A 24607-nucleotide genomic window follows, 5' to 3' on the forward strand; every position below is an offset into this window, starting at 1 on the left:
TTTCGTGCGTTTTGTCCTGGCTGCGGCTCTCGCAATCCAGGCGTCGTCAGTCCATGCCCAGCAACGCAGGCCGCCAGCCGCTCCGCCGGAGCCGGCGCGACCGGCCGCCTTCCAGCCGTCGCCGCTCATGGCCGCGCTCCCGGCGGCGATCGGCGAGACGACACCCAAATCGCTGCGGGTCGGTATTCCCATCGCCGATGCCGGATTTCCCGAAGGGTTTCGTTTGTCGAATCTCGGCGGGCGGCGCGAACTCTATATTCGCGTTCCGCAGGGCGTCGAACTCAATCTGGCTGAACTCGTTCTGGCCTATGACGACGTGAGTGCTCACGAGGCGCGCCGCAGCCTGGAAATCCTGGCGAACGATCGTTCGATCGCCGCGCTGACCTTGGACGGCAGGGGTACGGGGCGCACGGCCCGCATCTCGCTTGCGAATGTGTCGGCACGCGAGGGCTTTCTCAAGCTGTCGTTCGTGTATTCCGGCGCGGCGACGCAGGATCGCTGCATCGATGTCCGCTATGTCGGAGACAGCGTCACCATCCGCCCCGAAACCATGGTCGACTTTGCCTTGGGACTCTCGGGCACGCCGAACATTGCGGCGACCGCGGCGCTGATGCCCCGAGACGTCGGCATTCTGCTGTCCAGCGCATCGCCGCCGGCTGCCGATATCGCCACCGCGTTGACGATCGCCCGATCCCTCAAGGCCGCCGGCCGGACCGTCAGCTTTCATCACGGCAAGAACGGCATGCCGGACATGGTCGACCAGGACAACAGGGGGCGCTGGACGCGTGGCCTCATCGTCGTCGGATCGTTCGATGAGATCGCGGATCGGCTCGATGGACCGACGGCAACATTGGTGAACTACGCGCGCGGGGCCCGGACAAACAACGCGCTCGCAGCAGGTCGGATCGGCGGCGTTCCGGTCCTTCTGGCCACGGATTCCGGGTCGTCTCAGATCGGAAGGCTGCTCGGCGATCCCTCGCTCCTGGCCCTGCGCGATACGCCGACAGCGTCGATCGGGTCGATCTCGGCCGCCAGGAAGCTGTCCGATCGAATCAGTTTCAACGACCTCGGTCTGACCGCGCCGCGCGTCGATGTGTTCGGCCGCGCCGAGCTTCCCATCACGATCGCCAGCCAGTCGCTGCCGGCAGGCACCCGCCCCTCGCGCCTCGTCCTCGACGTCATGGTTGCTCCCGACGGTGCCGGCGAAAAGGCCGTGGTCAGCGCCTTCGTCAACGAACACCTGCTCGCCAGCACGGTCGCCGCGATCGGCGGACCGACGCGGCTCGATTTCGCTCTTCCAGAGGGACTCGTAGGCACGATCGCGAATGTCAGAACGGTCGTGCAGCGTCGCAGTTCGCAGGGCGACTGCCGGTTCGAGCCGCAGGGCTACCCTGCCGAGCTCCTCGGCTCCAGCCAGGTGATGCTGTCGCCAGCGGGCCCGGCAGCACGCGACTTCTCCGATCTGGTGAGCTTGTGGGGCAATGGTATCCAGATTCTTCTTCCGGCATCGACGGCTGATCGCCCCCTTTCGGTGCTGGCCTCGTTGTCCAACGTGGTGAGCGGCCTGTCGAACAGGACGACGCCGATCGAGGTGACCTATGTCGACGCCAGGGCCGCGGCGGCACCGTCGGCGCCCTTCATCTCGGTCGGCAACTCGCCTCCCGCCGGAGCCGATCAACGCGTGCGGTTCGATCGCGGCCGCGTCGCCATCACCGATCGCAGCGAGCGCGTTCTGCTCGATGTCGGGGGGATGACCACCGGCGCGGTCGCGCAGATCGTCACTGCGAACGGATTTCCCGGACTATGGGTTCGCCCGCTGAGCGGCGACGGATCATTGTCCGCCTCGCCCGCCATCAATCTCGACCGCGGCGACGTCGCATTTCTCGACCGGAGCGGCGTCGCCCTCGCGCTCTCCAGCTATCGCGACACCCTACTGCGCGTCACCTATGCCGACCAGCCGTCGTGGACAGCCAACCTCGATCGCGGCTGGCCATGGATCGTTGGCATCACCTGGGTGCTCGCAACTCTCGCACTGCTGATGCTGGCCCAGCGCATGTACCGCCGCCGTGCAGCTCGCCGCGCCGGCGAATAGGACCTGCCATGCAGCCATTGTCAGCTTCCGATCGCGCCCTCGGCGACATCCTCGTCGCCCGCCGCGTCCTCACGCTCGGCCAGCTCGACGAGGCCATCGCTCTCGCCGAGGCCTGGCACGTCAGCCTCGGCAACGCCATCCTGTCGCGCAACTGGGCCGAGCCGGCGATCTACTATCAGGCTGTCGCCTACCATTACGAATTGCCGTTCGTCGATCTGATCCGTGAGCCACCGGACCTCGCACTCCTTCGCGAGGGAGAGGCGGACATCTACGCCCGCATGCTGATCATGCCGTGGAAGCAGAGCGACGGGCGGCTGATGATCGCGACCGCCGAGCCTGGGCCCGAGACGCTGCTTTTTGCGAGAAAGCGCTGGGGAGCGAACATCGGCTTCGTCGTCGCGACCAAGTTCGACATCGTCTGGGCGGTGCAGGCCGCGTTTGACGACGCATTGTCGGCGCGCGCCGTCTACGAACTCGCCGACCTCAATCCGGAGCTCTCGGCGCAGCGGGTTTTCACCCCGGGACAGATCGTCTTCGGCTATGCGCTGCTCAGCCTGATCCTGCTCGGCCTGGCGCTATCGCCCCTCACGACGCTGATCGCCCTCAACGTCGCCATGAGCGTCTTCTATCTCGGCAATTTCGCCTTCAAGGGCCTGCTCGTGCTGTTTGGCGGCGTGCGCATGGCCGACGAGACCATCGCAATCGAAGCGCGCGCGCTCACGGACGACGAGCTCCCGGTCTTCACGGTGCTGGTGCCGATGTACAAGGAGCCGGCCATGCTGCCGATGCTGGCTCAGGCGCTGCGCGACCTCGACTACCCCCTGGGAAAGCTCGACATCAAGCTGGTGCTGGAGGCCAGCGACCACGAGACGATCGAGGTCGCCAGCAAGCTCGGTCTCGAAGGCATGTTCGAGATCATCCGGGTCCCGCCATCGCTCCCGCAGACCAAGCCCAAGGCCTGCAATTTCGCGCTGCAGTTCGCGCGCGGCGAATTCCTCGTGATCTACGATGCCGAGGACCGGCCGGAGCCGGACCAGCTTCGCAAGGTGGTCGCGACGTTCCGGAAGTCCTCGGCCGATACGGCCTGCCTGCAATGCAGCCTGAGCTATTTCAACGCCAGCGAAAACTGGCTCACGCGCATGTTCACGCTGGACTATGGCCTGTGGTTCGACCAGATGCTGCCCGGGCTGGACCACCTCCGCATTCCGATCCCCTTGGGGGGCACGTCCAATCATTTCAAGATCGACGTGCTGCGCGAACTGCACGGTTGGGATCCGTTCAACGTCACCGAGGACGCCGACCTCGGCGTGCGCCTGACGCAGCATGGCTATCGCGTGGGCATCGTGGATTCCACCACGTTCGAGGAGGCAAGCTGCCACGCCGGCAACTGGATCAGGCAGCGCTCGCGCTGGATGAAGGGCTACATGCAGACCCTGCTGGTTCACACAAGGCGCCCGCTCCGCTTCATGCGCATGATCGGACCGTTGGGTTTTCTCGGCTTCGTCTTCTTCATCGGCGGCACTGTGCTGTCCGGCCTGCTCAACCCGGTGTTCTGGCTGCTCTATCTCGCCTGGATGATCGCCGCGATCAGCGGGCTCGAGGCGGTGTTTCCGGAACCGCTGCTGTTCCTGGCCCTGTTCAACCTTCTCGCCGGCAATGGCGCGTTGATGTTCCTCAACATGCTGGCGCCGATCCGGCGCGGCTGGCTCAATCTCATTCCCTATAGCCTCACGGCGTTCGGCTACTGGGTCATGCTCTCGATCGCGACCTATCGCGGCCTGTGGCAGTTGCTGCGCAATCCGTTCTATTGGGAGAAGACGCACCACGGCGTGTCCAAGCATGTCGCTCGCGAACTGGCGCGGGCGCAGGAGGCCGCCGCATGAGCCGCCTGTTGCCGCTCGGGACGTTGATGGCCGTCGCCTGCGTGGCCGTCTTCGTCGTCTCGCTCAGCGCCGTAACGGCCGGCCTCGTTCCCAACGATGCCGTGACGTTGTGGGCGAGCGCGATGACCGCGGGCGAAGGGCAGATGCCGATCGGGCGCATTCTGGCGGCCTATCCGACCATCCCTTTCCTCGCCACGACACTGCTACAATTCGTCACGCCTGCCGGGACGCCCACCCCCGTTCTCCTGACCGGGGTCGTCCTGGCGCTGCTCGCCGGCAGCTTGCTGACCTCGTTCCACCGCATCGGCATCGCCGCGATTGTCGCACCGTTGATCGTCGTTCTGATCGTGATGCATCCCGCGATCCTGCGTGCCGCCATTGCCGGGCCATCCGAGATGATCTTCACGGTCTTCCTGTTTTTGCTCGGCTGCGCCGTGTTCAGACTACGCGCCCGTACCGGCGCGCCCGAGGTGATGGCTGTCGCGCTGGCGCTGCTCGGATTGACCTTCTCGCATCCGATAGGCGCCGCGATCACTTGCGCCGCCGTCCCGTTTCTGGTTCTCGCGATCCAGCCCGAGCAGCTCTCCAGGACGACGTTGAACCTGGTGCTCGCCTTGCTGTTCCCGACGGCGTTCTGCGTCGCGGCCTTCTCCTACATGTCCTGGATATTCCCCGGCAGCGGCTGGACCTTCCTGGTGGCGCCCGCCGAAGGGGTCGCCACCTGGGCGGCGGGATTTTTCACCCTGTTCGGCCACGGACTATCCGGCTCCCTCTCGATCGACGCCGGCCTTGCGATCATGGCGGCGATCCTGATCGGCGCGCCCATCGTGGGCTTCGCGATCGTGTCGATATGGCGCCAGCGACCTCTGCTCGCGCCCCTCCTGATGTTCGTCGCGACGACCGTCGCGGCGGCTGTTCTCGCGGTCACGACCGGCCTGTTCGGTGATCCCGCAGCGCTTGCGGTGATGCCGCCGGTCCTGGCGGCGATCGTCATCATCCACATGCCGCCGCTGCGCAAGCGGTTGGAGATCGTGACGGCCTTGCTCGCGCTCGGTTGGGTCGGCGGCGTCGCCGGCCTGGCGATCGCGGACCCCAGCGGAGCCGTCAACGTCGCCATCGCCCTGGAGAGTCATCACGTCGACGCGGAGCGGAGCGCGGCGATCGATCTGGGCCAGGCCAGCGTCGGACGAGATGGAATTCTCGTCGACACGCTGAACGCCCCCGCGATCGTCATCGGGCGGGGCAGCGCGCGCGGATTGCTGTCGCCATCCGACGAGACATTCACGCTCGGGATCCTGTTCTCGCGGATCGACGCTCCGTTCGTCGCCGTGCCCGATCCGGACATCGGAAGCGGAGCGCAGGACCGGCTGAACAAGGCCTTCCCTCTGCTCTATCGGCGGGGAGCCGCGGGCTATGAGCTCATCTACGACAAGGCCGGCTGGCGACTATTCAGGCGTACGGACGCCATCCCGGGACAGACGGCCATCCGGGACTGAAGTGAGGATCATTCGAGGGAGTTCACCATGCGTATTCTCGTTGTCGACGATTCCGAAGATGGGCGGGACATCACCGAGGCGATGCTGCTGGCCGCAGGCTATGAACAGGTCGTCACGGCGGGGTCGGCCCACGATGCCTACCGGGCGCTCGGGATCGGTGCATCGTCGGCAGAGCCGGTGACGGTCGGTCTCGTGCTGCTCGACATCGTCATGCCCGAGGTCGACGGCATCGAGGCCTGCGCGCGGATCCGCAACGACCCGCGCTACGCCAGCGTGCCGATCATCATGGTGACGGCGCTCGGCGATACCGCGAGCCTCGGCAATGCGTTCATAGCCGGCGCGACCGACTACATCACCAAGCCGGTGGACAGAGTCGAACTGCTGGCCCGCGTGCGATCGGCGCTCAAGCTGAAGGCAGAATTCGACCGCCGCGAAGCCCGCGAGGCCGAGTTGACGCGACTGGCATCGGGATCAGGCGACCGTCGCGCATCGAACTGGATCGATCGGAGCACGGGTCTGTTCGTCGGCGAAATAGCCGAGGCTTACCTGCTCGCGGATGTGAACTTTCCGCCCGGCACAGAGACCTCCATCATCGCGCTCGCCGTTGATCGGCTTTGCGTGCAACTGGAGACCGGGAAGGCCTCGGAAGCCGGCATCATGGCAAGGGTCGCAGCCGCGGTGCGCGCGGCCACGGCCTCTGTCGGCGTGGTCGCAGCCATCTACCGCGACGGGCTCATCGTCCTCATCCTCCCCGACCAGTCGCGGGCGTCCGCCATGAAGCTTGCCGAGACGTTGCGCGCCTCGATCGCGGGTCTCAGGATCTCCAATCCGGAAGCGATCGCGGCGCATCACGCGACCGCAAGCGTTGCCGTCGTGACCGAGCGCGTCAACGGCGCAGGCCGCATCCATCTGCTCACCCGCGCCATCGCGGCGGTGTCGGACATTGCCGCAACCGGCGGCGACCGTGTCGTGCCGCAATGTGCTTAGCTCGTTGGACGGCCCGAACGCATGCCACGGCTTCCCTCAGCGCGCTGGCCGGGCGCCGCAAGATCCTGTGCCTCATCGCCATGACGTCGGCGGGCTGCGCGAGCCAGGCGTGGGCCGGCGCCTGGACACTCGAGGCCGGGACGGGCGCCCTGGTGTTCACCGGCACGGCGATGCAGTCGACCCGCCTTTTCGACAGCGGCAGCGCACTGCGTCGCATCCCGCGCTACAGCAAGGACGAAGCCCAGCTGCTGATCGAGTATGGCCTCACGGACTGGATCACCGGCATCGTCCAGCCTTCGCTGCAGCACATCGACATCGGATCGCCTGTCGGAGCGCAGCGCAGCGGCATCGGTTACACCGACATCGGAGCCCGGGTCCGTGTCTGGTCTGATTCCTCCTGGGTGTTTTCCGTGCAGGCGATCTTCCGCATGCCCGGCACGTCCGACACATCGAACCTGGCAGCGATTGGTCAGACCGACCGGCAGATCGAGCTTCGCGGCCTCGCCGGCTACAGTTTCAAGGCCGGAACGCTCCCCGCCTTCGTCGATCTCCAGATCGCGCAACGTTATCGCCTGGATGGTCCGCCGAGCGAATTCCGGACCGATATCACCTTCGGCATTCGCCCAACCGAACGCTGGCTGCTGCTCGCGCAATCGTTCAATGTGCTGTCCGAGGGCGCCGGCACCACTGGCTTCGGCAGCTACTCCTATCACAAGGCCCAGCTCAGCGCCGTCTACGCGTTGACACCGGCGCTGTCGCTGCAGATCGGCGGCTACTCGACCTATTGGGGGCGGAATGCTCTGCAAGAGAACGGCCTCGTGGTCGGAGCCTGGTACAGGTTCTGACTCAGGGTTTGCGGCAGACACCGGCCCATGCGCAGGACAGCACGGCTTCCGCCGGCTTGCCCTGCACGGTGAAGTCGGTGTCAGCATTCCCGCCGGCGGCCGGATCGGTGAACCAGCGCCAGACCAGGACGCCCGCAACCGCCGGGCGCTTGAGCACCGCGAGCCAGTCCTCGATGACATCGGCCTGAAGCTGCACATCCACGGGCGCGGCCCTCTCTTCGGCACTCTCCCAGGGCTTGGCGGCAGCGCCCTTGGCCGAACGCAATCCGATCTCGGCCACCAGCACGGGCTTACGCCAACGGTTCGACAGCGCATCGAGGCGCTCGGCCTCTGCTTCCATCATGGCGATACGGCCGCCGCGGTCGTCATCGGCGCCGAGTGGCGGATACAAGGATACGCCGATGACATCCAGAAGTGGCCAGAACGCAATCGCTTCGGCTTCGTCCGCATTGTGCGCGACGTAAAGCAAGGTCCGTGGAAACGCCGACCTCACGGCCGCGATTGCGGCGTTCCATTCCGTACGCCGCGTGGTCCTGGCGAGCTCGGTGCCAATGGCGAGGACATCGGCACCTTCATCGGCTGCTATTCGAGCAATCCGCTCGAGCTCGGCCTGGTACCGCGCAAACCAGGCCTTCCAATCCTGCTCCGATGCGGGCTCGACGGCGCCGGCCCAGCTGCCCGGCACCCAGACGTGCGGCTTGACGATCACGGTCAGACCGAGCCGGCGCGCCTGCTGGATCGCCGCGCGCAGCTCCTCGTCGGACATGGCGCTTCCCGCGACGATGTCCGGTGCCAAAGGCGTCGACTGCCAGAGAAATGGAATCACGGCGACCGACGTGGCGCCAAGCCTCTTCGCCATCGACAACGCCTGCTCCGCTGTCGCGGAGCCGAACGGATGGTCTGGTGTCGCTACAATGTTGAACCCGTCCAGGCGACGGCCAAGCGCCGGATCGAGGAGGCAGCTGGCACATGCGCCCCATACCAGCGATCGAATTACCAGCCGCATGGATCTATTGCGCATTTGATTCGGCCTGTCGTTGTTTTGGCAACGGTTCTCACATCAACGATTTTCCCGCAGAACTCAGAGTCGAGACTCGATGACCGCCAAGCCCCCGATACCGCCGCGATCAGGACCTCGGTCGAATCGCTCCTCTTTCGGCAACCGTCGTCGCACAGATCGAACAACGAACTCCGCAAAACTCCGGATATCGCTGCCAATGAAACTCCGCAAACAGCATCAACCTGCACTTAGATGTTTATATTCTCGCTGCAAACGTTTATCTTGCAACCATTAGGTAGTATTACGCGCATCAGTGAAACTCACCTTTTATGCACGTCATTTATTAGTTGCGAGTTTTCGTCGGCGCTTGATCCGATGGACAGCGTATTCACTTTCATCACTGGATGTTGGTCGACATCGACATGAATGTGCAATTCCAGATGCGCTCGGTCGACGTATTGCATGTCGATGACGACGCCGACGCCCGGGAGATCGTCGGGACGGCCATCGCATTCGATTCGAACTTCAATGTGCGCAGTTGCGCCTCCGGCGAGGAGGCACTAGCCGCAACCGCAAAATGGTCTCCTGACCTCATCCTGCTCGACCACAACATGCCCGGCATGGACGGCCCCACGACGCTGGCGCGCTTGCGGGAGCGACCGCAGACCGCCGGCATTCCCGTGATCTATGTCACTGCCGCCACGAGCGCAAAGGAGGTGGACGACCTTCGGCGCGTCGGCGTCGCAGGTGTCATCGCCAAGCCCTTCGATCCCACTTCGCTCTGCTCACAAATCAACGGAATCCTCTGCAAGAGCCACCGCGAACTGGAAAAAGCGAAGAAAGAACTCGAAGAAAAAGCCGCAATAGCCGACGCCCTCCTCGACTCCTCGGAGGACGCGATCGTCGCCAAGGACCTCTCGGGCACGATCCTGTCATGGAACGCCGCTGCCGAGCGTCTCTTCCAATTCCGGCCGAACGAGGTCATTGGCCGGAGCATCCGTATCCACATCCCGCCCGAGCAGCTGATCCATGACGACTATATCCTCGATCAGGTGAGACGGGGACAACATATCGACAATCTGGAGACGCGCCGTTTGCGCAAGGACGGCACTGCGATCGACGTGTCGATCAGGGCAATACCGATCCGGCGTCAGGATGGGACGATCATCGGCGCATCGATCATCGAGCGGGATATCAGCCGGCAGAAGCGGGTGGAAGACCACTTTCGGAAGAGCAATTTCTCCCTCGAGCAGCAGGTCGCCGCCAGAACGGCAGAGCTCAAGACCATCATCGATGCCGTCCCGAGCGTCATCGCGTATTGGGACCGCGACCTTCGATGCCGCTTCGCAAACACGGCCTATGAGGAGTGGTTCGGCCGATCGCCGGAGGAGCTCGTCGGTTGCCACGTCACGTCCCTGCTGGACGAGACCCTGTTCGCCGAGGCCGAGCCTCACATCCAGGCCGCCCTGTCGGGCCAGCGGCAGAACTACGAGCGCATGCTGAACAAGGCGGATGGAAGCATCCGCAACACCTGGACCAACTATATCCCGCATCGCGACGCCAGCGGAAACGTGCTCGGCTTGTTCGTGCTCATCACCGACATCACGGAGATGCGCGAAGCACAGCGCATGATCAAGGAGAGCGAAGCTCGGTATCGCATTCTTGCCGATCACAGCTCGGACCTGATCATCCAGCTCGATCGCGACCTTCGCCTCCGCTACGTCTCTCCGGCATGTCGGGACATATTGGGGGTGGATGAAAGCGAGCTGCTCGGCCAACAGCCGTATGGCCCGATCCATCCCGAGGATGTCGAGCAATTGCAGACGGCCCTCAATTCGCTGCTGACCGACGAGGTCGAGCAGAGTTCGATCTCCATCCGTGCCCACGATCGCGACGGCCGCCGGATCTGGCTCGAAGCCGTGATGAGAGCGATCAGGGATCCGGCTTCGGGAGAGACGACCGGGATCGTCGGCGCACTCAGGGACATATCGGCTCGCAAGGCCGCGGAGGAGCAATTTCGTCTCGTGGTCGAGTCGACCCCGACCGCGATGATCATGATCGATCGCGCCGGCCTGATTTCGCTGGTGAACCGACAAACCGAACGGCTATTCGGGTACGAAGGCAACGAACTGCTCCGGCAGCGCGTCGAACTGCTGATGCCGGCCGACGAACGGGGTAAGCATCAGGCCCACATCGAGCGGTACTTCGCCAGTCCGACCCTCAGGGAATCGTTGCAGCGAGCGATGGGTCCAGGGCGCGAAATCTATGCCCGGCGCAAGGATGGCAGCGAGTTTCCCATCGAGATCAGCCTCACGCCGATCGACACGGACGAGGGCCTCATGGTGCTCGGCGCAATCTTCGATATCACGCATCGGAAGCTGGCCGAGGAGGAACGCCGGCAGTTCAATGAGAGGCTCGAGCAACAGGTGGCGCAACGCACCGCCGAGCTGGAGGCCGCGAACAGGGAGCTCGACGATTTTGCCTATGCGGCATCGCATGACCTCAAGGCGCCGCTGCGGGTCATCGACAATGCTTCGAGATGGCTCGAAGAGGATCTTGCGCCGCACCTGACCGGAGAAAACCTGGTGAGCATGCAGCTCTTGCGCGGCCGCGTGAGAAGGCTTGAGAAACTCCTCGACGATCTCCTGGAATTCTCCCGCATTGGCCGCGAGGCCGCCGGCAGCGAAGTCATTTCCGGTGCCGAACTCATGGACAACGTACTTGCCCTGATGACGCCGCCTGATGGCTTCGAGGTGATCGTGGACCCCGCATTCGGCGCGATCGAGGTCTTTCGCATGCCCTTGCAGCAGATCATGATGAACCTCATCGGCAATGCCATTAAGCACCATCACAAAGCGGCTGGTCGCATCGAGATCTCCGTCGTGGATCGCGGGTCGCACCACGCCTTTGCCGTCAAGGATGACGGTCCCGGCATTCCGGCTCAGTTCCACGACAGGATATTCAAGATGTTTCAGACTCTGAAACCGCGAGACCAAGTCGAAGGCAGTGGCATGGGTCTCGCAATCGTACGCAAACAGATTGAACTCTCCGGCGGATCGATCCTCCTCGAATCGACCGTCGGCGAGGGGACGACCTTCTATTTCAGCCTCCTTACTCCCAACGCGGCGAAGGAACGGAAACGATGATGGCCGACGCCGAACGGGCGCGTGACGTGACGATCCTGCTCGTCGACGACGACGAAGGCGACGCCAGATCCGTGCAACGCGCATTCAAATCCGCAAGAATCATCAATCCGCTGCTGAGGGCAAACGACGGCGTCGATGCGCTCGACATATTGCGCGGCACGAATGGAAAGACGAAGCTGAACTCGCCCTATATCCTGCTCGTCGACATCAACATGCCTCGCATGACCGGCATCGAGTTCGTCAGAGAAATTCGGCTGGACGACGGCTTGAAGCGCAGCATCGTGTTCATGCTGACGACCTCGAGCCGGGACGAGGACAAGTTTGCCTCCTATAACCTCAATGTTGCGGGGTACATCCTCAAGGAACGCGTCGGCGAGAATTTTCATAAGCTCGTCGAATTGATGCAGGGCTATTGGCGGATCGTGGAGCTCCCATGAGCCAGCTACATGCCGCCAGTGATGCCGTGACGATCCTGATCACGGACGATGACGACGCAGACCGCAAGAACGTCATGCGCGCGCTAAAGCGCGCGGGGATCGCCTGCGAATGCGTCGAGACCGACAGCATCGACAAGGCGCTGGCCACGTGCGAGCGGCAGTCATTCGATGTTGCGGTCGTCGACTATCAACTTCCGGGACGCGATGGGCTCGATGGCGTGGAAGCTTTGCACCGGATCGCTCCAGCGATGTTCATCGTCATGGCGACGGGCCAGGGCGACGCCGCCATCGCGACCGAGGCGATGAAGCGTGGCGCATCGGACTATATCGCGAAGGAACACATCAACGAGCGATCCGTCGGCCGCATTCTCCGCTATGCGCGCAAGAAGGCAGCCATGCAGCTTGCGCTGGATCAGCAGCGCGAGGAACTGGAACGGTTCGCCGACGTCCTCGTCCACGATCTCAAATCGCCGATTTCCTCGATCCGCGGATTTGCATCGATCATCAGCCATGCCGTCAAGTCGGGCAATGCCGACCCGGCCAAGATCAGCGACTACTGCGGACGCATGGTTCACCTTGGCGAGCGCATGGTCGCGCTGCTCGACACCCTTCACGAATACACCAAATCGGACGCGCATGTCGTCTTCGAGCCGGTGGACATGAATCTCGTGGTGGAGGACACGCTCTCCAATCTGGGACAGATCATCAGCAACAGGGGAGCGAAGGTGACACGTGGCGACCTTCCGATCGTCTTTGGTCACGCGCCGCTGCTGACACAGCTCCTCCAGAACCTGATCGGAAACGGCATCAAATATTGCAAGGCCACCGTACCGGCCTTGCACGTCTCCGCCACGCCGGAGAAAGCGGACACGTGGCGGATCGGCGTTCGCGACAACGGCATCGGCATCTCTCCGGAATTTCACCAGCAGATCTTCGAACCTTTCAAGCGATTGCACGGCCGGGACGAGTTCGAGGGCACCGGCCTCGGACTCGCGACCTGCCGGAAGATCGTGGAACGTCACAATGGGAAGATCTGGTGCGAGTCCAATCCTGAGGGAGGGACAACATTCAATTTCACGCTTCCCCTTTCGGCTTGAAGATCCGCACACCCAAGGCAACGACCACGTTTCAGACTCGCGGCTGGTTGCAGGTTCGAGTCCTGCCGGGCCCACCAGTTGCTCGGTGCCTGTGGCGCTGATTTTTTGAACGCGCTTCACATGCCTTGTGGTCCTGACTTCACTCGGGGCCATCGGCGTTGTCCGGCCATCGTGCCTCGCACATCTTCCTGCGGCAATGGGGGGCCGACACCGAATGTGGGGCGAAGGGGCCTGGCTGCATGACCAACATCCACACGCGCGTCGTTCATCCCGCGGCACATCGCGCCCGGGTGATGCATCGATCATGTCCCTCCTGACATGCGAGAGGGCGCGGAGAAGGCCGGACCTCGGCTGAGGCCCGTGGCCCGCCTGCTCAAAAGAATGCAGGCGGCAGGTACCACAGGTACAGCCGGACAGATCCGGCCTTCCCCGCGCGACGGTTTTACGGTGTCCTTCGTGCTCTCCCTGGGGATCGGCTCTCTTGCCCCCATCACCCGCGCGTGCCGTCACAGCAACGACCGCGAGCTTGACCTCAGCGTCGAGAGGCCAGGACCACACGACTTCGCCGTCCGCAACGGCTCGCGCTCGTCTGGCACGGCCGTCACGTCCATCGCCACCCTCCTCAACGTTCGTGACGACGCGTACGTCCCTCTGCACGAGGCGGGCTGCAGGGAGAAAAGCATTATTTCTGAAAAATGGCAAGCAATTTATTTTTTACAGAACACTCAATGACGCTGCCGCGCAAAGGGCATCAGGCTCAATCCGGCTTCGGCGGCTCGATCCAGATTCCCGGGTCGGAACGGGTGCGGATGTGGTCGACGAGGAAATCGGCGAACACCCTGATCTTTGCCGGCAGCCGGACGCGGTTCTGGTAGGCGATGTTCATCGTCAGGAGGGGCAGCTCCCAATCGAGCAGGAGCGGCACCAGCCGGCCGGCCAGAATGTCGCCCTGCACGATGTAGAGCGGCTGGATCAGGATGCCGAGTCCGGCGAGCGCAGCGCCCCTGATCACCTGGCCGTCATTGCTGTCGAGCGTCGGCGCGATCCGAATGCTCTGGGCGGTCGTGCCGTTGCGCAGGGACAGCGAATACGGATCGTTGGCGAGGTTGTAGATCAGCATGTCGTGGCGCACGAGATCGCCGGGAACGACGGGGCAACCACGGCTGGCGAGATAGGACGGCGCCGCCGCCAGCACGCGCCGCATCTGGCCGATGCGGCGGACGACGATGCCCGAGTCCGGCTCATGCTCACGGGTGCGGATCGCCACGTCGATGCCCGCCTCGATGAAATCCGGATAGCGGTTGGCGGCGATGATCTGCAGGTTCAGCTTCGGATACATCGCGCGGAACGCCGGCAGCATCGGCGCGAGATAGATCGTGGCGAACGACAGCGAGCTGGTGACGCGCAGCATGCCCTGCGGCGACAGCGCGCGATCGCTGACGGCATCCTCGGCCTCGGCCAGCTCGTTGAGCAGCGTGCCGCAGCGCTGCAGCAGCTCCTGCCCGGCTTCGGTCAGCCAGAGACGGCGGGTGTTGCGCTCGATCAGGCGCACCGCGAGCCGCTCCTCCAGCGCACTGAGATGCCGGCTCGCCGCCGCGTTGGACATCCGCAACGACTCGGCGGCCTTGGACAGGCTGCCCAGCTCGGCCGTCCGGGAAAACACCTCGAGCTGGAGCAGACGGTCCATTATTGCGCTGAATTGTTACGCTAAGCGGAAAACAGAGTTACTATTTTTGGGCTTTATTTCCATTTCCTGCAAGGCAAAATCGTCCGACAAGAACAAAGCCAAAGAACAAAGCTCAGGGTGAGGACGCAGGAATGACGGGGCCGATCAGGCACATCGTGATGTGGCGGCTGCGCGCCGAGACGGCCGCCGAGCGCGCGGCGGCCCGGCTCAAGGTCAAGACCCTGTTCGAGGGCCTCAAGGGCCGCATCGACGGCCTGACCCACATCGAGGTCGGTCTCGACGTCAGCGACGTCGACTACGCCTGCGACGTCGTCCTGTTCTCCGAATTCGCCAGCAGCGCGGCGCTGCGGGCCTATGCCTCGCACCCCGAGCACCTGCGCGTGCGCGAGGAGCTCGGCGACCTCAGGATCGGCCGTTTCCAGGTCGACTATCCGATCGATGCGGCGACCGGCGCATGACCGGGGCATTCACCTTCCACAACCTGCCCCGCCCGCGCCAGCCTGGCTGCGGCGCGCGCGGCGGATCAAGCAAATAGCGGACGCATCGATGTCACTTCCCGACCAACGCCTCGCCTTCATCGGCATCGGCAAGATCGGCCTGCCGATCGCAGCGCGGCTCGCCAAGGCGGGCTACGACGTCACCGCCTTCGACCGCAACGCTGAACGGCTCGACGAGGCGCGCGGCCTCGGCATCGTCGCCGCGACGTCCGCGACGGAGGCGGTGCGTGACCAGGCCGCGGTCGTCTCGTCGCTGCCGGACGACACCGCGTTGCGGGCGGCGATGCTGGGCGACGGTGGACTGATCGCGGCCATGACGCCCGGCACGATCCTGATCGAGACGAGCACCGTCGGCGTCGAGGCGTCGAACGCAGTCGCCACGGCCGCCGAGCCCCGCGCCATCGCGTATCTCCGCACGCCGGTCTCCGGCAATGCCAGCATCGCCCACACCGGCGAGCTGACCTGCTTCGTGTCCGGGCCGAAAGAGGCTTTCGCACGGGTCACGCCGCTGCTGGCGAGCTTCACACGCGCGCAGACCTATCTCGGCTCGGCCGAAGAGGCACGCTACGCCAAGCTTGCCGTCAACCTGATGATCGCGACGACCGCGGCGATGATGGCCGAGAGCCTGGCGCTGGCGCGCAAGGGCGGCATCGCCTGGCCGGACATTCTGCAGGTGCTGCACGACAGCGCGGTCGCCTCGCCGATGGTGAAGTACAAGACCGCGCCGCTGCTGGCCCGCGACTTTGCCGCGACATTCTCCTGCGCGCAGATGGCCAAGGACCTCGATCTCATCCTCGGCGCCGGCCACGCCGTCGGCGTGCCGCTGCAATTGGCGGCGCAGGTGCGCGAGACCTATGTCGCGCTGATCGCGCAGGGCGATGCCGAGACCGACTTCCTCGCCACCGTCCGGCATGTCGAACGGCTGTCCGGGCTCGGCGAGCCCGTCTGAAAGGAGCCGCCTCTTGCGCAACTTCAACGAGACCACGATCACCGATGCCGTGCTCGAACGCCTCGCGGGCGCGAGTGATGCGCGGATCAAACAGGTCAGCGCGGCGCTGGTGCGCCATCTCCATGCCTTCGTGCGCGAGGTCCGTCCGACCCAGCAGGAATGGGAATACGGGATCGACTTTCTGACCCGCACCGGCCGGATGTGCGACGACAAGCGCCAGGAGTTCATCCTGCTGTCGGACACGCTCGGCGTCTCCATGCTGGTCGACGCCATCAACCATCCCGTGCCGGAAGGCGCCACCGAGACCACCGTGCTCGGCCCGTTCTTCGTCCAGGCCGCGCCGGAGCGCGCCAGCGGCGACGACATCTCGGGGCCGATGAAGGGCGATCCGCTGCTGGTGACCGGCTCGGTGTCGAGCGCAGACGGCCTGCCGCTCGCCGGAGCGGTCGTCGACGTCTGGCATTCCGACGATGACGGTTATTACGACGTGCAGCGGCTCGAGCAGATCGGCGATCTCGCGATGCGTGCGCGCTTCCGCACCGACGCCGAGGGGCGCTTCCATTTCTGGTCGATCAAGCCGGCGGCCTACCCGATCCCCAATGACGGTCCGGTCGGCGACATGCTGGCGGCGCAGGGACGCCATCCGTGGCGGCCGGCGCATGTGCATTTCATGATCTCGGCGCCGGGCTTCGAGCGGCTGGTCACCCACGTGTTCGTGGCGGGCGACCAGTATCTCGATTCCGACGTCGTGTTCGGCGTCAAGGACAGCCTGATCCGCGACTTCACGCGCTGCCCGCCGGGCCGTGCGCCAGATGGCCGCATGGCGAGCGAGGGATATTTCCATCTCAACTATGATTTCGGCCTGAAACAGCTTGCGAAGCAAGACGATCCGGCTTGAGCTGAGCGGACGACAAGGACCGTCAAGAGTCCTGTCATCGTCGAAGAAGCGGACGGGAGGAATGATGGATTTGCGGGTCGGCACCGGCGCATTGGCCGAGCGGCTTTCGAACCTGATCGGGCCACGCGCGAGCCTGGCGCGCGCCGTGCTGGATCAGCACGGCCGGAGCGAATCGTACTATCCGGCGATGCCGCCCGACATCGTCGTGTTCCCGGAGACGACGCGGGAGGTCGCTGCCATCGTCAGGCTGTGCGCCGAGGCCGGCATGCCGATCGTGCCGTTCGGGGCCGGCACCTCGCTCGAAGGCAATGCCGCGGCGGTGGCGGGCGGCGTGTGTATCGACTTCAGCCGCATGAACAAGGTGCTGGCCGTGCATGAGGCCGACATGGACGTGGTGGTGCAGCCCGGCATCACGCGCAAGCAGCTCAATGCCGAGCTGCGCACGACAGGCCTGTTCTTTCCGATCGATCCCGGCGCCGACGCCTCGATCGGCGGCATGACCTCGACGCGCGCCTCCGGCACCATGGCGGTGCGCTACGGCACGATGAAGGACAATGTGCTTGCCCTCGAGGTGGTGCTGGCCGACGGCCGGGTGATCCGCACCGCGAGGCGCGCGCGCAAATCGGCCGCCGGCTACGATCTGACGCGGCTGTTCGTCGGGGCGGAGGGGACGCTCGGCGTCATCACCGAGATCACGCTGAAGCTGCATCCGATTCCGCAGGCGATTTCGGCCGCGACATGCAGCTTCCCGACCCTGCACGGCGCAGTCGACACTGCCATCGCGCTGATCCAGTCGGCCGTCCCTGCCGCCCGGATCGAGCTCGTCGACGACGTCATGATCCGCGGCATCAACGCCTATTCCAAGCTCGGCTATCAGGAGACGCCGACCTTGTTCCTCGAATTCCACGGCTCGGAGGCGGCCGTCGCCGAGCAGGCCCAGACCGCGGAAGCGATCGCAATCGAGCATGGCGGCCGCGGCTTTGCCTGGGCCAAGGCCGCCGAGGACCGCAGCCGCCTCTGGCACGCGCGCGACAACACGCTGTATGCCGGCCTTGGCCTGCGGCCGGGCGCCCGCGCCGTCATCACCGATGTCTGCGTGCCGATTTCGCGCCTCGCGGACTGCCTGACGCAGACGCGCCGGGACGCCGATGCCAGCGGCTTCATTGCGCCGATCGTCGGCCATGTCGGCGACGGCAATTTCCACATGCTGATCCTGGTCGATCCCGACGATCCCAACGAGCTCGCCGGCGCCAAGGCGCTGCAGGCGCGCATGGTGGCGCGGGCGATCGCGATGGACGGCACCTGCACCGGCGAGCACGGCATTGGCCTCGGCAAGGTCGATTACCTCCAGGACGAGCTCGGCGAGGCCGTCGCGGTGATGCGCGCCGTCAAAGCCGCGCTCGATCCGGACGGGCTGATGAATCCTGGCAAGATCCTTGCCGGCGGAGCGCTGCCATGAGTGCCGGGATGAGCGCCGAGATCAGCACTGCGACGCTCGATGCGACATCGCCCGTGCCGCTGCTGGAGCTGCGCGGCATCAGCAAGGACTTTCCCGGCGTCAAGGCGCTGGACGATGTGTCGTTTGCGATCCACCCCGGCGAAGTCCACATGCTGCTCGGCGAGAACGGCGCCGGCAAATCCAGCCTCATGAAGGTGCTGTGCGGTGCCTATCGTGCCGACGCCGGAGCGATCTACTACAAGGGCAACGAGGTCACGATCGCCTCGACGGCCGACGCGCAGACCCTCGGCATCGCCGTCATCTTCCAGGAATTCTCGCTCGTTCCGTTCCTCGACATCGCGCAGAACATGTTTCTCGGCCGCGAGCCGAAAGGCCGTCTGCCCGGCACGATCGACCGCCGCAAGATCCTGGCCGATGCGCGGCGCGTGCTCGAGGGCATCGGCTTCGACATCGATCCCTCCGTCATCGTCGACACGCTCGGCGTCGCGCAGCAGCAGATGGTCGAGATCGCCAAGGCGATCAGCCAGAACGCTCGCATCCTGGTGATGGACGAGCCGACCGCGGCGCTGTCCGACCGCGAGGCGGAGCTGCTGTTCGCGCTGATCGGGCGGCTGAAGGCCGAGGGTGTCGCGATCGTCTACATCTCTCACCGCATGGCCGAGGTGTTCGCGATCGGCGACCGCATCACCGTGCTGCGCGACGGCCGTCGCATCGACCAGATCCGCCCCGCCGACGTCACGCCCGACCAGCTCGTTCGCATGATGGTCGGCCGCAACGTCGACATGACCTATCCGCGCCATTTCGCCGCGCAGCCGGGCGAGCTCGTGCTGCAGGTGAAAGGGCTGAGTTCGCCGACCGGCATCTCCGACATCAACATCGAGGTGCGGCGCGGCGAGATCGTCGGGCTGTGCGGCCTGGTCGGGTCCGGCCGCACCGAAGTGGCGCGCGCGATCTTCGGCGCCGATCCGATCAGCGAAGGCGAGATCATCTTCGACGGCAAGCCGATCGCCGGCGAGCCCGATGTCGCCGCGCGGCGCGGCATCGCGCTGATCCCGGAGAGCCGCAAGAGCGAGGGTCTGGCGCTGCTGCGCTCGGTCGGCGACAATCTCGTGGTGGCGGCGCTGAAGAAGCTGTTTCCGAGCGGGCTGTTCGATCCGCGCGGCGCGCAGCGCACGGCGGACGGGCTGATCCGGCAATTGCGGATCGCGACGCCCGCGGCGCGGCAGACGGTCGGCCTGCTCTCCGGCGGCAATCAGCAGAAGGTTGTGATCGGCAAATGGCTGGCGGCCGGCGCCAGGCTGTTCATCTTCGACGAGCCGACGCGCGGCATCGACGTCGGCGCCAAGTCCGAGATCTTCGCGCTGATCGACCGGCTGGTCGCCGAGGGCGCGGCGGCGCTGATGATCTCGTCCGAGCAGATCGAGATCTGCCACGTCTGCGACCGCGCCTATGTCATGCGCGAGGGCCGCGTCGCCGGGCACCTCGCGCGCAGCGAGCTGACCGAGGAGAATATCGTGCGACTGGGGATGCATGATGAGTGACACGGCCATCGTCTCGCCGATCCGCACGCTGCGGCGCCTGCCCGGCGTGGCGATCGTCCTGGTGCTGCTGATCGCGCTGTTCGGCGCGATCGCGCCGGGCTTCCTGTCGGCCGCCAATCTCTCCAACGTGCTGGTGCAATCCACCATCCTGACCATGCTGGCGTTGCCGATGACCTTGATCATCATGACCGAGGGCATCGACCTGTCGATGGGCGCGGTGCTCACCCTGACATCGCTCTGCGTCGCCATCGTCTCGCTTGCGACGACATCCATGCTGCTGGGCCTCTGTGCCGCCGTGCTGGTCGGGACGGTGTTCGGCCTCGCCAATGGCTGGCTGGTCGCGATCGCCAAGATCCCGCCCTTCGTGGCGACGCTCGCGACGCTCGGCATGGCGCACGGCCTGTCGCTGATCGTCAGCGACGGCCAGAGCGTGGTCGGCATCCCCCACAGCGTGCGTGACATCTATTCGGCGCAGCTGCTGGGCATTCCCGTGCCGATCCTGATGGGCGTCGCGAGCTACGGCGTCTTCCACGGCCTGCTCTATCACACCCGCTTCGGCACCTATGTGTTCGCGCTCGGCGGCAACCGCGAGGCGCTCAGATATGCAGGCCTGTCGCCCACCCGGCTGCTGATCACGGTCTACGCCATCGGCGGCTTGATGGCCGGCGTTGCGGGCCTGCTGATGACGGCGCGGATGAATTCGGGGCATCCGACCGCGGGGCTGGGGCTCGAATTCGATGCGATCGCGGCGGTCGCGGTCGGCGGCACGTCGTTCGAGCGCGGCAATGGCTGGCTGCTCGGCACCCTGCTCGGCGTCCTCGCCGTCGGCGTGCTGCGCAACGGGCTCAATCTGATCTCGCTACCCTCCTCCGTCCAGGTCGCGAGCGTGGGCGTGCTGGTGATCGCTGCCATGTTCCTCGACGGATTGCGGAGCCGCGCATGAGCGATGTCGCCAAACCTGCGCCGCTGCCGCCATGGTCGTTCCTGTCGCAGAATGCGGCGCAATTGTTCTACCGGCTGCTGGCCGCCTTCCTCATCTGCCTCGTGCTGAGCGTCCTGAGCGAGTCCTTCCTGAGCCTCGGCAACATTCTCAACGTGCTGAGACAGGCGAGCCTCACCTTCTTCATCGCCTCGGGCCTGACGCTCGTGGTGCTGACGGCCGGCCTCGATCTGTCGGTCGGCGCCAATGTCGCGCTGTCGGCCTGCCTCGCGGGCACCGTCATTCATCAGACCGGCTCGCCCACGCTCGGCATTGTCACCGGCCTCTTCGCCGGCGGCATCGTCGGACTGATGAACGGGGTCATGGTAACGGCGATGCGCATCCCCTCCTTCATCGCCACCTATGGCATGCTGTGGGTGCTGAACGGCGTGACCTACTGGTACATGGCCGGCGAGACGATCCACGGCTTCCCCGCCGGCTTCCGCCAGATCGGCAGCGGCTACTTCCTGGGGCTGCCGATCCCGGTCTATCTGCTGCTGGTGTTTCTCGCGATCGGATCGTTCTTCGCCCAGCGGACGATCTGGGGTCAGGAGATCTATGCGATCGGCGCCAATCCCGTGGCGGCACGCCTTTCGGGCATTCCGGTCAACCGAAGGCTGCTGCTGGTCTACACCGTATCGGGCACCATGGCGGGGCTGGCGTCCATCATCTTCCTGTCGCGCCTGAACTCGGCCGAGGCCGATATCGGCGAGAGCCTGACCCTGCCGGCGATCGCAGCCGTGCTGATCGGCGGCACCTCGCTGTTCGGCGGCGTCGGCACCATCTTCGGCACCTTCGTCGGATCACTGATCCTGACGCTCGTGCTCAACGGCATGAACCTGCTGTCGATCAACGCCAATTGGCAGCCGCTCGTCACCGGGATCATCGTGATCATCGCCGTCTGGCTCGACATGAAAACGCGGCGTCCGACGACATGAGCTTTCAACGACAAGAATGACAACCAGGGAGGACACGAAATGAACCACCGGAAATCCTGCTATCTCGCTTTATCGTTGCTGATCGCCTCGGTCACGACACAGGCCCGCGCCGACGGCGAGACGATCGCCGTGTTCACCAAGAACCAGACCAACCCGTTCTTCCAGACCGTGCGGGTCGGCGCCGACAACATGGCGAAGGCGTTGAACGCCAAGATCCTGCACTACATCCCGACCAAGCCGGACTCGATCCCCGAGCAGCTCAGCCAGATCGAGGACGTCGTGGTGAAGAAGCCGAGCGCCATCGTATTCACGCCGGTGGACTACAAGGCGATGGTGCCCGGGGTCGAGAAGATCAACGACGCCAAGATCCCCGTCGTCAACATCACCGACCGCTCCGCCGGCGGCAAGTTCGTCTCCTTCATCGGCGCGGACGACTACAGCCTCGGCCTGGAGACCGGACGCTTCCTGCTCAAGACGCTCGGCGGCAAGGGCAACGTGGTCATCATCGAAGGCGTCAAGGGCTCGCTGACCAATGTCGATCGCGTCCGCGGTTTCAACGATGCGTTGAAGGAGACCCCCGGCGTGAAGCTGCTGGCGTCGCAGCCCGGCAACTACCAGCGGCTGCAGGCGCTGCAGGTGATGGAGAACCTGATGCAGTCCAACCCGCAGATCGACGGCGTGCTCGCGGCCAACGATGCGATGGCGGTCGGCGCGATCGAGGCGCTGGACGGCGCCAACCGCAAGGCGCTGGTGATCGGCATCAACGGCACCAAGGAGGCGATCGACGCCATCAAGTCCGGCAAGCTGCTGGCCAGCGGCGACTATAACGGCTTCGCGCAGGGCTGCCTGGGCACCATGATGGCGATCCGCTCACTGCGCGGCCAGCCCGTCATCAACGAGATCGTGCTGAAGCCGACCGTGATCACCAAGGACAATTATCAGCCGTTCGACGTCTCGCTGGAGCAGCGCACCTGCCCGAGCTTCGAGGACGCCAGCAAGCTCGGCGCGAAGTAGGATCGGCTCGTCGCAGCGGGACGGCGCGCAATGGCCGCCGTCCCGCTCCCACTCCGGAGATGACACATGCTGTTTGCGATTCACGCTCTCGACAAGCCCGGCGCGCTGCCGGACCGACTCGCCAATTACGACGCGCACAGGGCCTATCTCGAGAGCGATGGACTCCCGGTGACCATCGTGATGTCCGGCCCGCTGGTCTCCGACGACGGCGCGACGATGATCGGCAGCCTGTTCCTGGTCGAGGCGCCTGGCCGCGCCGAGGCCGAGGCGTTCAACCGCAACGATCCGTTCGCCGCGGCCGGCATCTGGGAGAAGGTGACGGTCACCGGCTTCTTCCGGCGCAAGGGCTGATCAGCCCTTGAGCTCGATTCCGGCCAGCGCCTCGCTCAGCTTGGCCAGCGCCGTGTGGTCCTGGCCCGGCCCGAGCAGGCCTTGCGCGCTGGCGCTCAGCTCACGGCAAAGATTGGAGAACGGCGCGGCGACGCCGGCGGCACGCGCGACTTCGAGGGCGATCGACAGGTCCTTGACCATCAGATCGAGCCCGAAGCCGCTGTTGAACTGGCGCGACAGCACGAACTGCCTGAACTTCTTCTGCGTCGAGTTGTTCATGCCGGTCGAGGCATTGAGCACGTCGGTCATCAGACCGGGATCGATGCCGAACTGCTGGCCGATCAGCAGCGCCTCGATGCCGATCAGGAAGCCGCCAGCGGAAACGAGATTGTTGAGCGCCTTCATCGCCTGCCCGGAGCCGAGCCCGCCGATGCGATGAATGGTGGTGCCCATCGCGCGCAGCACCGGCTCGACGCGGTCGACCGTCGCCGCATCGCCGCCGGCCATGATCGCGAGCTCGCCGGTCACCGCGCGCGGCACGCCGCCGCTGACCGGTGCATCGAGCATGACGACGCCGAGCGGAGCGAGATCGGCGGCGATGGCCTGCGTGGCCGCCGGCGCGCCGGAGCTCATGTCGATGAAGACGTGGCCCGGCTTCAGGCCAGCCCGCAGCACGGCGACCGCGTCCGCGACATGCTTGCTGGTCGGCAGCATGGTGATGACGATATCGGCCAGCGCCACGGCCGCAGTGAGATCATCCGCCGCGACGCCGCCGACCTGGCGGACGAAATCGGCGCCGCGGCCCGGCACGGCATCATTGACGGCCACGGTGAAGCCGGCGCCGAGCAGGCGCGCGGCCATCGGCCAGCCCATGTTGCCGATGCCGACGAACAGGATGCTCTGCGGCGCGCTCATGCGCCGTCCTTCTTGGCGATGGCGCCCTCCGCGACCAGCACCTCATGCGCCGCCTTGAAGGCTTCGAGACCTGCGGGGATGCCGCAATAGACGGTGGCGTGCAGCAGGATCTCCTTGATCTCGTCGACGGTCACGCCGTTGGTGAGCGCGCCTTTGACGTGCAGCTTCAATTCGCTCGGCTTGCTGAGCGCGGTGAGCATCGCCAGATTGACGATGCTGCGCGTGCGGCGATCGAGACCCGGCCGCGTCCAGGCATAGCCCCAGCACATCTCGGTGGTGATGTGCTGGAACGCCATCATGAAGTCGTCGGCCTTGGCCAGGCTGCCATCGACATAGGACGCGCCGAGCACCTCGCGCCGCACCTTCAGACCCTTCTCGAACAACTCGCTCTCGTCACTCATTCGCTCGTCTCCTCTG

General features: G+C 65.2%; 22 protein-coding genes. 18 read left to right on the forward strand and 4 right to left on the reverse strand.

The genetic code is table 11. The features are described 5' to 3' along the window. Positions 1-127 precede the first annotated feature (127 nt). From QX108_RS12370 to QX108_RS12390, 5 genes are all read left to right on the forward strand, one after another. Positions 128-2092: a hypothetical protein gene (locus QX108_RS12370; RefSeq protein WP_315782196.1), complete on the forward strand. Its 1965-nt coding sequence runs from the start codon at positions 128-130 to the stop codon at positions 2090-2092. A gap of 8 nt (positions 2093-2100) precedes the next feature. Then, on the forward strand, positions 2101-3975 hold the full coding sequence (locus QX108_RS12375) for a glycosyltransferase family 2 protein (protein ID WP_315782198.1): 1875 nt from the start codon (positions 2101-2103) through the stop codon (positions 3973-3975). Continuing rightward, positions 3972-5471, forward strand: a complete 1500-nt coding sequence (locus QX108_RS12380; RefSeq protein ID WP_315782200.1) for a hypothetical protein — start codon at positions 3972-3974, stop codon at positions 5469-5471. Before QX108_RS12375 ends, QX108_RS12380 begins: the two co-directional genes overlap by 4 nt. A 27-nt stretch (positions 5472-5498) precedes the next feature. After that, positions 5499-6458: a response regulator gene (locus tag QX108_RS12385; protein ID WP_315782203.1), complete on the forward strand. Its 960-nt coding sequence runs from the start codon at positions 5499-5501 to the stop codon at positions 6456-6458. A gap of 80 nt (positions 6459-6538) precedes the next feature. Beyond that, positions 6539-7303, forward strand: coding sequence for a hypothetical protein (locus QX108_RS12390; protein ID WP_315782204.1), 765 nt, complete (start codon positions 6539-6541; stop codon positions 7301-7303). A gap of 1 nt (position 7304) precedes the next feature. Here QX108_RS12390 and QX108_RS12395 read toward each other — a convergent pair whose 3' ends face one another. Then, positions 7305-8324 carry a glycoside hydrolase family 113 gene (locus QX108_RS12395; protein ID WP_409998498.1) on the reverse strand — a complete coding sequence of 340 codons (1020 nt, stop codon included), beginning with the start codon at positions 8322-8324 and terminating at the stop codon, positions 7305-7307. A gap of 383 nt (positions 8325-8707) precedes the next feature. Here QX108_RS12395 and QX108_RS12400 point away from each other — a divergent pair, with 383 nt between their 5' ends. The 4 genes from QX108_RS12400 (at position 8708) to QX108_RS12415 (ending at position 13715) form a co-directional block, all read left to right on the forward strand. Then, a complete protein-coding gene (locus QX108_RS12400) occupies positions 8708-11449 on the forward strand; it encodes a PAS domain S-box protein (protein ID WP_315782208.1) in 2742 nt (913 codons plus the stop codon). Then, a complete protein-coding gene (locus QX108_RS12405; protein WP_315721577.1) occupies positions 11449-11886 on the forward strand; it encodes a response regulator in 438 nt (145 codons plus the stop codon). Before QX108_RS12400 ends, QX108_RS12405 begins: the two co-directional genes overlap by 1 nt. Beyond that, positions 11883-12983 carry an ATP-binding protein gene (locus QX108_RS12410; RefSeq protein ID WP_315782211.1) on the forward strand — a complete coding sequence of 367 codons (1101 nt, stop codon included), beginning with the start codon at positions 11883-11885 and terminating at the stop codon, positions 12981-12983. The genes QX108_RS12405 and QX108_RS12410 overlap by 4 nt, the downstream gene beginning before the upstream one ends. Before the next feature lie 360 nt (positions 12984-13343). Then, entirely contained in the window at positions 13344-13715 is a 372-nt protein-coding gene (locus QX108_RS12415; RefSeq protein WP_315782213.1) for a hypothetical protein, read from the forward strand. A gap of 25 nt (positions 13716-13740) precedes the next feature. On the opposite strand, the gene QX108_RS12420 is transcribed toward QX108_RS12415, so the two are convergent. After that, complete coding sequence (locus tag QX108_RS12420) at positions 13741-14670, reverse strand: LysR family transcriptional regulator (RefSeq protein ID WP_315721580.1); 930 nt, start codon at positions 14668-14670, stop codon at positions 13741-13743. Positions 14671-14801: 131 nt separating this feature from the next. Between QX108_RS12420 and QX108_RS12425 the strand changes: the two genes are divergently transcribed. The 9 genes from QX108_RS12425 to QX108_RS12465 all read left to right on the forward strand — a co-directional run bounded on the left by QX108_RS12425 (position 14802) and on the right by QX108_RS12465 (position 23296). Further along, the gene (locus tag QX108_RS12425; RefSeq protein ID WP_315721581.1) at positions 14802-15128 is read left to right on the forward strand and encodes a Dabb family protein; all 327 of its coding nucleotides are present in this window, start codon (positions 14802-14804) and stop codon (positions 15126-15128) included. Next, the gene (locus tag QX108_RS12430; protein WP_315782215.1) at positions 15109-16116 is read left to right on the forward strand and encodes an NAD(P)-dependent oxidoreductase; all 1008 of its coding nucleotides are present in this window, start codon (positions 15109-15111) and stop codon (positions 16114-16116) included. The genes QX108_RS12425 and QX108_RS12430 overlap by 20 nt, the downstream gene beginning before the upstream one ends. Positions 16117-16129: 13 nt before the next feature. Next, positions 16130-17014: an intradiol ring-cleavage dioxygenase gene (locus tag QX108_RS12435; RefSeq protein WP_315782217.1), complete on the forward strand. Its 885-nt coding sequence runs from the start codon at positions 16130-16132 to the stop codon at positions 17012-17014. A 64-nt stretch (positions 17015-17078) separates the two neighbouring features. Further along, positions 17079-18473 carry an FAD-linked oxidase C-terminal domain-containing protein gene (locus QX108_RS12440; RefSeq protein WP_315782219.1) on the forward strand — a complete coding sequence of 465 codons (1395 nt, stop codon included), beginning with the start codon at positions 17079-17081 and terminating at the stop codon, positions 18471-18473. After that, positions 18470-20014 (forward strand): sugar ABC transporter ATP-binding protein, encoded by a 1545-nt coding sequence (locus QX108_RS12445; protein ID WP_409998499.1) that lies wholly within the window; start codon positions 18470-18472, stop codon positions 20012-20014. Before QX108_RS12440 ends, QX108_RS12445 begins: the two co-directional genes overlap by 4 nt. Further along, on the forward strand, positions 20007-20957 hold the full coding sequence (locus QX108_RS12450) for an ABC transporter permease (protein WP_315721584.1): 951 nt from the start codon (positions 20007-20009) through the stop codon (positions 20955-20957). Before QX108_RS12445 ends, QX108_RS12450 begins: the two co-directional genes overlap by 8 nt. After that, complete coding sequence (locus tag QX108_RS12455; protein ID WP_315782222.1) at positions 20954-21931, forward strand: ABC transporter permease; 978 nt, start codon at positions 20954-20956, stop codon at positions 21929-21931. Before QX108_RS12450 ends, QX108_RS12455 begins: the two co-directional genes overlap by 4 nt. Before the next feature lie 39 nt (positions 21932-21970). After that, a complete protein-coding gene (locus QX108_RS12460; protein ID WP_315782224.1) occupies positions 21971-22945 on the forward strand; it encodes a sugar ABC transporter substrate-binding protein in 975 nt (324 codons plus the stop codon). 66 nt (positions 22946-23011) lie between these two features. Continuing rightward, positions 23012-23296 (forward strand): YciI family protein, encoded by a 285-nt coding sequence (locus tag QX108_RS12465; RefSeq protein WP_315721587.1) that lies wholly within the window; start codon positions 23012-23014, stop codon positions 23294-23296. Here the strand turns inward: QX108_RS12465 and QX108_RS12470 are convergent, their stop codons facing one another. Further along, complete coding sequence (locus tag QX108_RS12470; RefSeq protein ID WP_315721588.1) at positions 23297-24190, reverse strand: NAD(P)-dependent oxidoreductase; 894 nt, start codon at positions 24188-24190, stop codon at positions 23297-23299. After that, entirely contained in the window at positions 24187-24591 is a 405-nt protein-coding gene (locus QX108_RS12475) for a carboxymuconolactone decarboxylase family protein (RefSeq protein ID WP_172112312.1), read from the reverse strand. The genes QX108_RS12470 and QX108_RS12475 overlap by 4 nt, the downstream gene beginning before the upstream one ends. Between the last annotated feature and the right edge of the window lie 16 nt (positions 24592-24607).

The organism is Bradyrhizobium sp. SZCCHNR1002 (assembly GCF_032381435.1).
Taxonomy (GTDB): Bacteria; Pseudomonadota; Alphaproteobacteria; order Rhizobiales; family Xanthobacteraceae; genus Bradyrhizobium; species Bradyrhizobium aeschynomenes.

Bases quoted from the DNA above. Each gene is read 5' to 3' on its own strand.
- QX108_RS12460 (WP_315782224.1), top strand. From the start codon at position 21,971: ATGAACCACCGGAAATCCTGCTATCTCGCTTTATCGTTGCTGATCGCC.
- QX108_RS12405 (WP_315721577.1), top strand. From the start codon at position 11,449: ATGGCCGACGCCGAACGGGCGCGTGACGTGACGATCCTGCTCGTCGAC.
- QX108_RS12440 (WP_315782219.1), top strand. From the start codon at position 17,079: ATGGATTTGCGGGTCGGCACCGGCGCATTGGCCGAGCGGCTTTCGAAC.
- QX108_RS12410 (WP_315782211.1), top strand. From the start codon at position 11,883: ATGAGCCAGCTACATGCCGCCAGTGATGCCGTGACGATCCTGATCACG.
- QX108_RS12375 (WP_315782198.1), top strand. From the start codon at position 2,101: ATGCAGCCATTGTCAGCTTCCGATCGCGCCCTCGGCGACATCCTCGTC.
- QX108_RS12420 (WP_315721580.1), bottom strand. From the start codon at position 14,670: ATGGACCGTCTGCTCCAGCTCGAGGTGTTTTCCCGGACGGCCGAGCTG.
- QX108_RS12395 (WP_409998498.1), bottom strand. From the start codon at position 8,324: ATGCGCAATAGATCCATGCGGCTGGTAATTCGATCGCTGGTATGGGGC.
- QX108_RS12450 (WP_315721584.1), top strand. From the start codon at position 20,007: ATGAGTGACACGGCCATCGTCTCGCCGATCCGCACGCTGCGGCGCCTG.
- QX108_RS12445 (WP_409998499.1), top strand. From the start codon at position 18,470: ATGAGTGCCGGGATGAGCGCCGAGATCAGCACTGCGACGCTCGATGCG.
- QX108_RS12455 (WP_315782222.1), top strand. From the start codon at position 20,954: ATGAGCGATGTCGCCAAACCTGCGCCGCTGCCGCCATGGTCGTTCCTG.
- QX108_RS12465 (WP_315721587.1), top strand. From the start codon at position 23,012: ATGCTGTTTGCGATTCACGCTCTCGACAAGCCCGGCGCGCTGCCGGAC.
- QX108_RS12370 (WP_315782196.1), top strand. From the start codon at position 128: ATGGCCGCGCTCCCGGCGGCGATCGGCGAGACGACACCCAAATCGCTG.
- QX108_RS12380 (WP_315782200.1), top strand. From the start codon at position 3,972: ATGAGCCGCCTGTTGCCGCTCGGGACGTTGATGGCCGTCGCCTGCGTG.
- QX108_RS12430 (WP_315782215.1), top strand. From the start codon at position 15,109: ATGCGGCGACCGGCGCATGACCGGGGCATTCACCTTCCACAACCTGCC.
- QX108_RS12470 (WP_315721588.1), bottom strand. From the start codon at position 24,190: ATGAGCGCGCCGCAGAGCATCCTGTTCGTCGGCATCGGCAACATGGGC.
- QX108_RS12425 (WP_315721581.1), top strand. From the start codon at position 14,802: ATGACGGGGCCGATCAGGCACATCGTGATGTGGCGGCTGCGCGCCGAG.
- QX108_RS12400 (WP_315782208.1), top strand. From the start codon at position 8,708: ATGTTGGTCGACATCGACATGAATGTGCAATTCCAGATGCGCTCGGTC.
- QX108_RS12385 (WP_315782203.1), top strand. From the start codon at position 5,499: ATGCGTATTCTCGTTGTCGACGATTCCGAAGATGGGCGGGACATCACC.
- QX108_RS12390 (WP_315782204.1), top strand. From the start codon at position 6,539: ATGACGTCGGCGGGCTGCGCGAGCCAGGCGTGGGCCGGCGCCTGGACA.
- QX108_RS12475 (WP_172112312.1), bottom strand. From the start codon at position 24,591: ATGAGTGACGAGAGCGAGTTGTTCGAGAAGGGTCTGAAGGTGCGGCGC.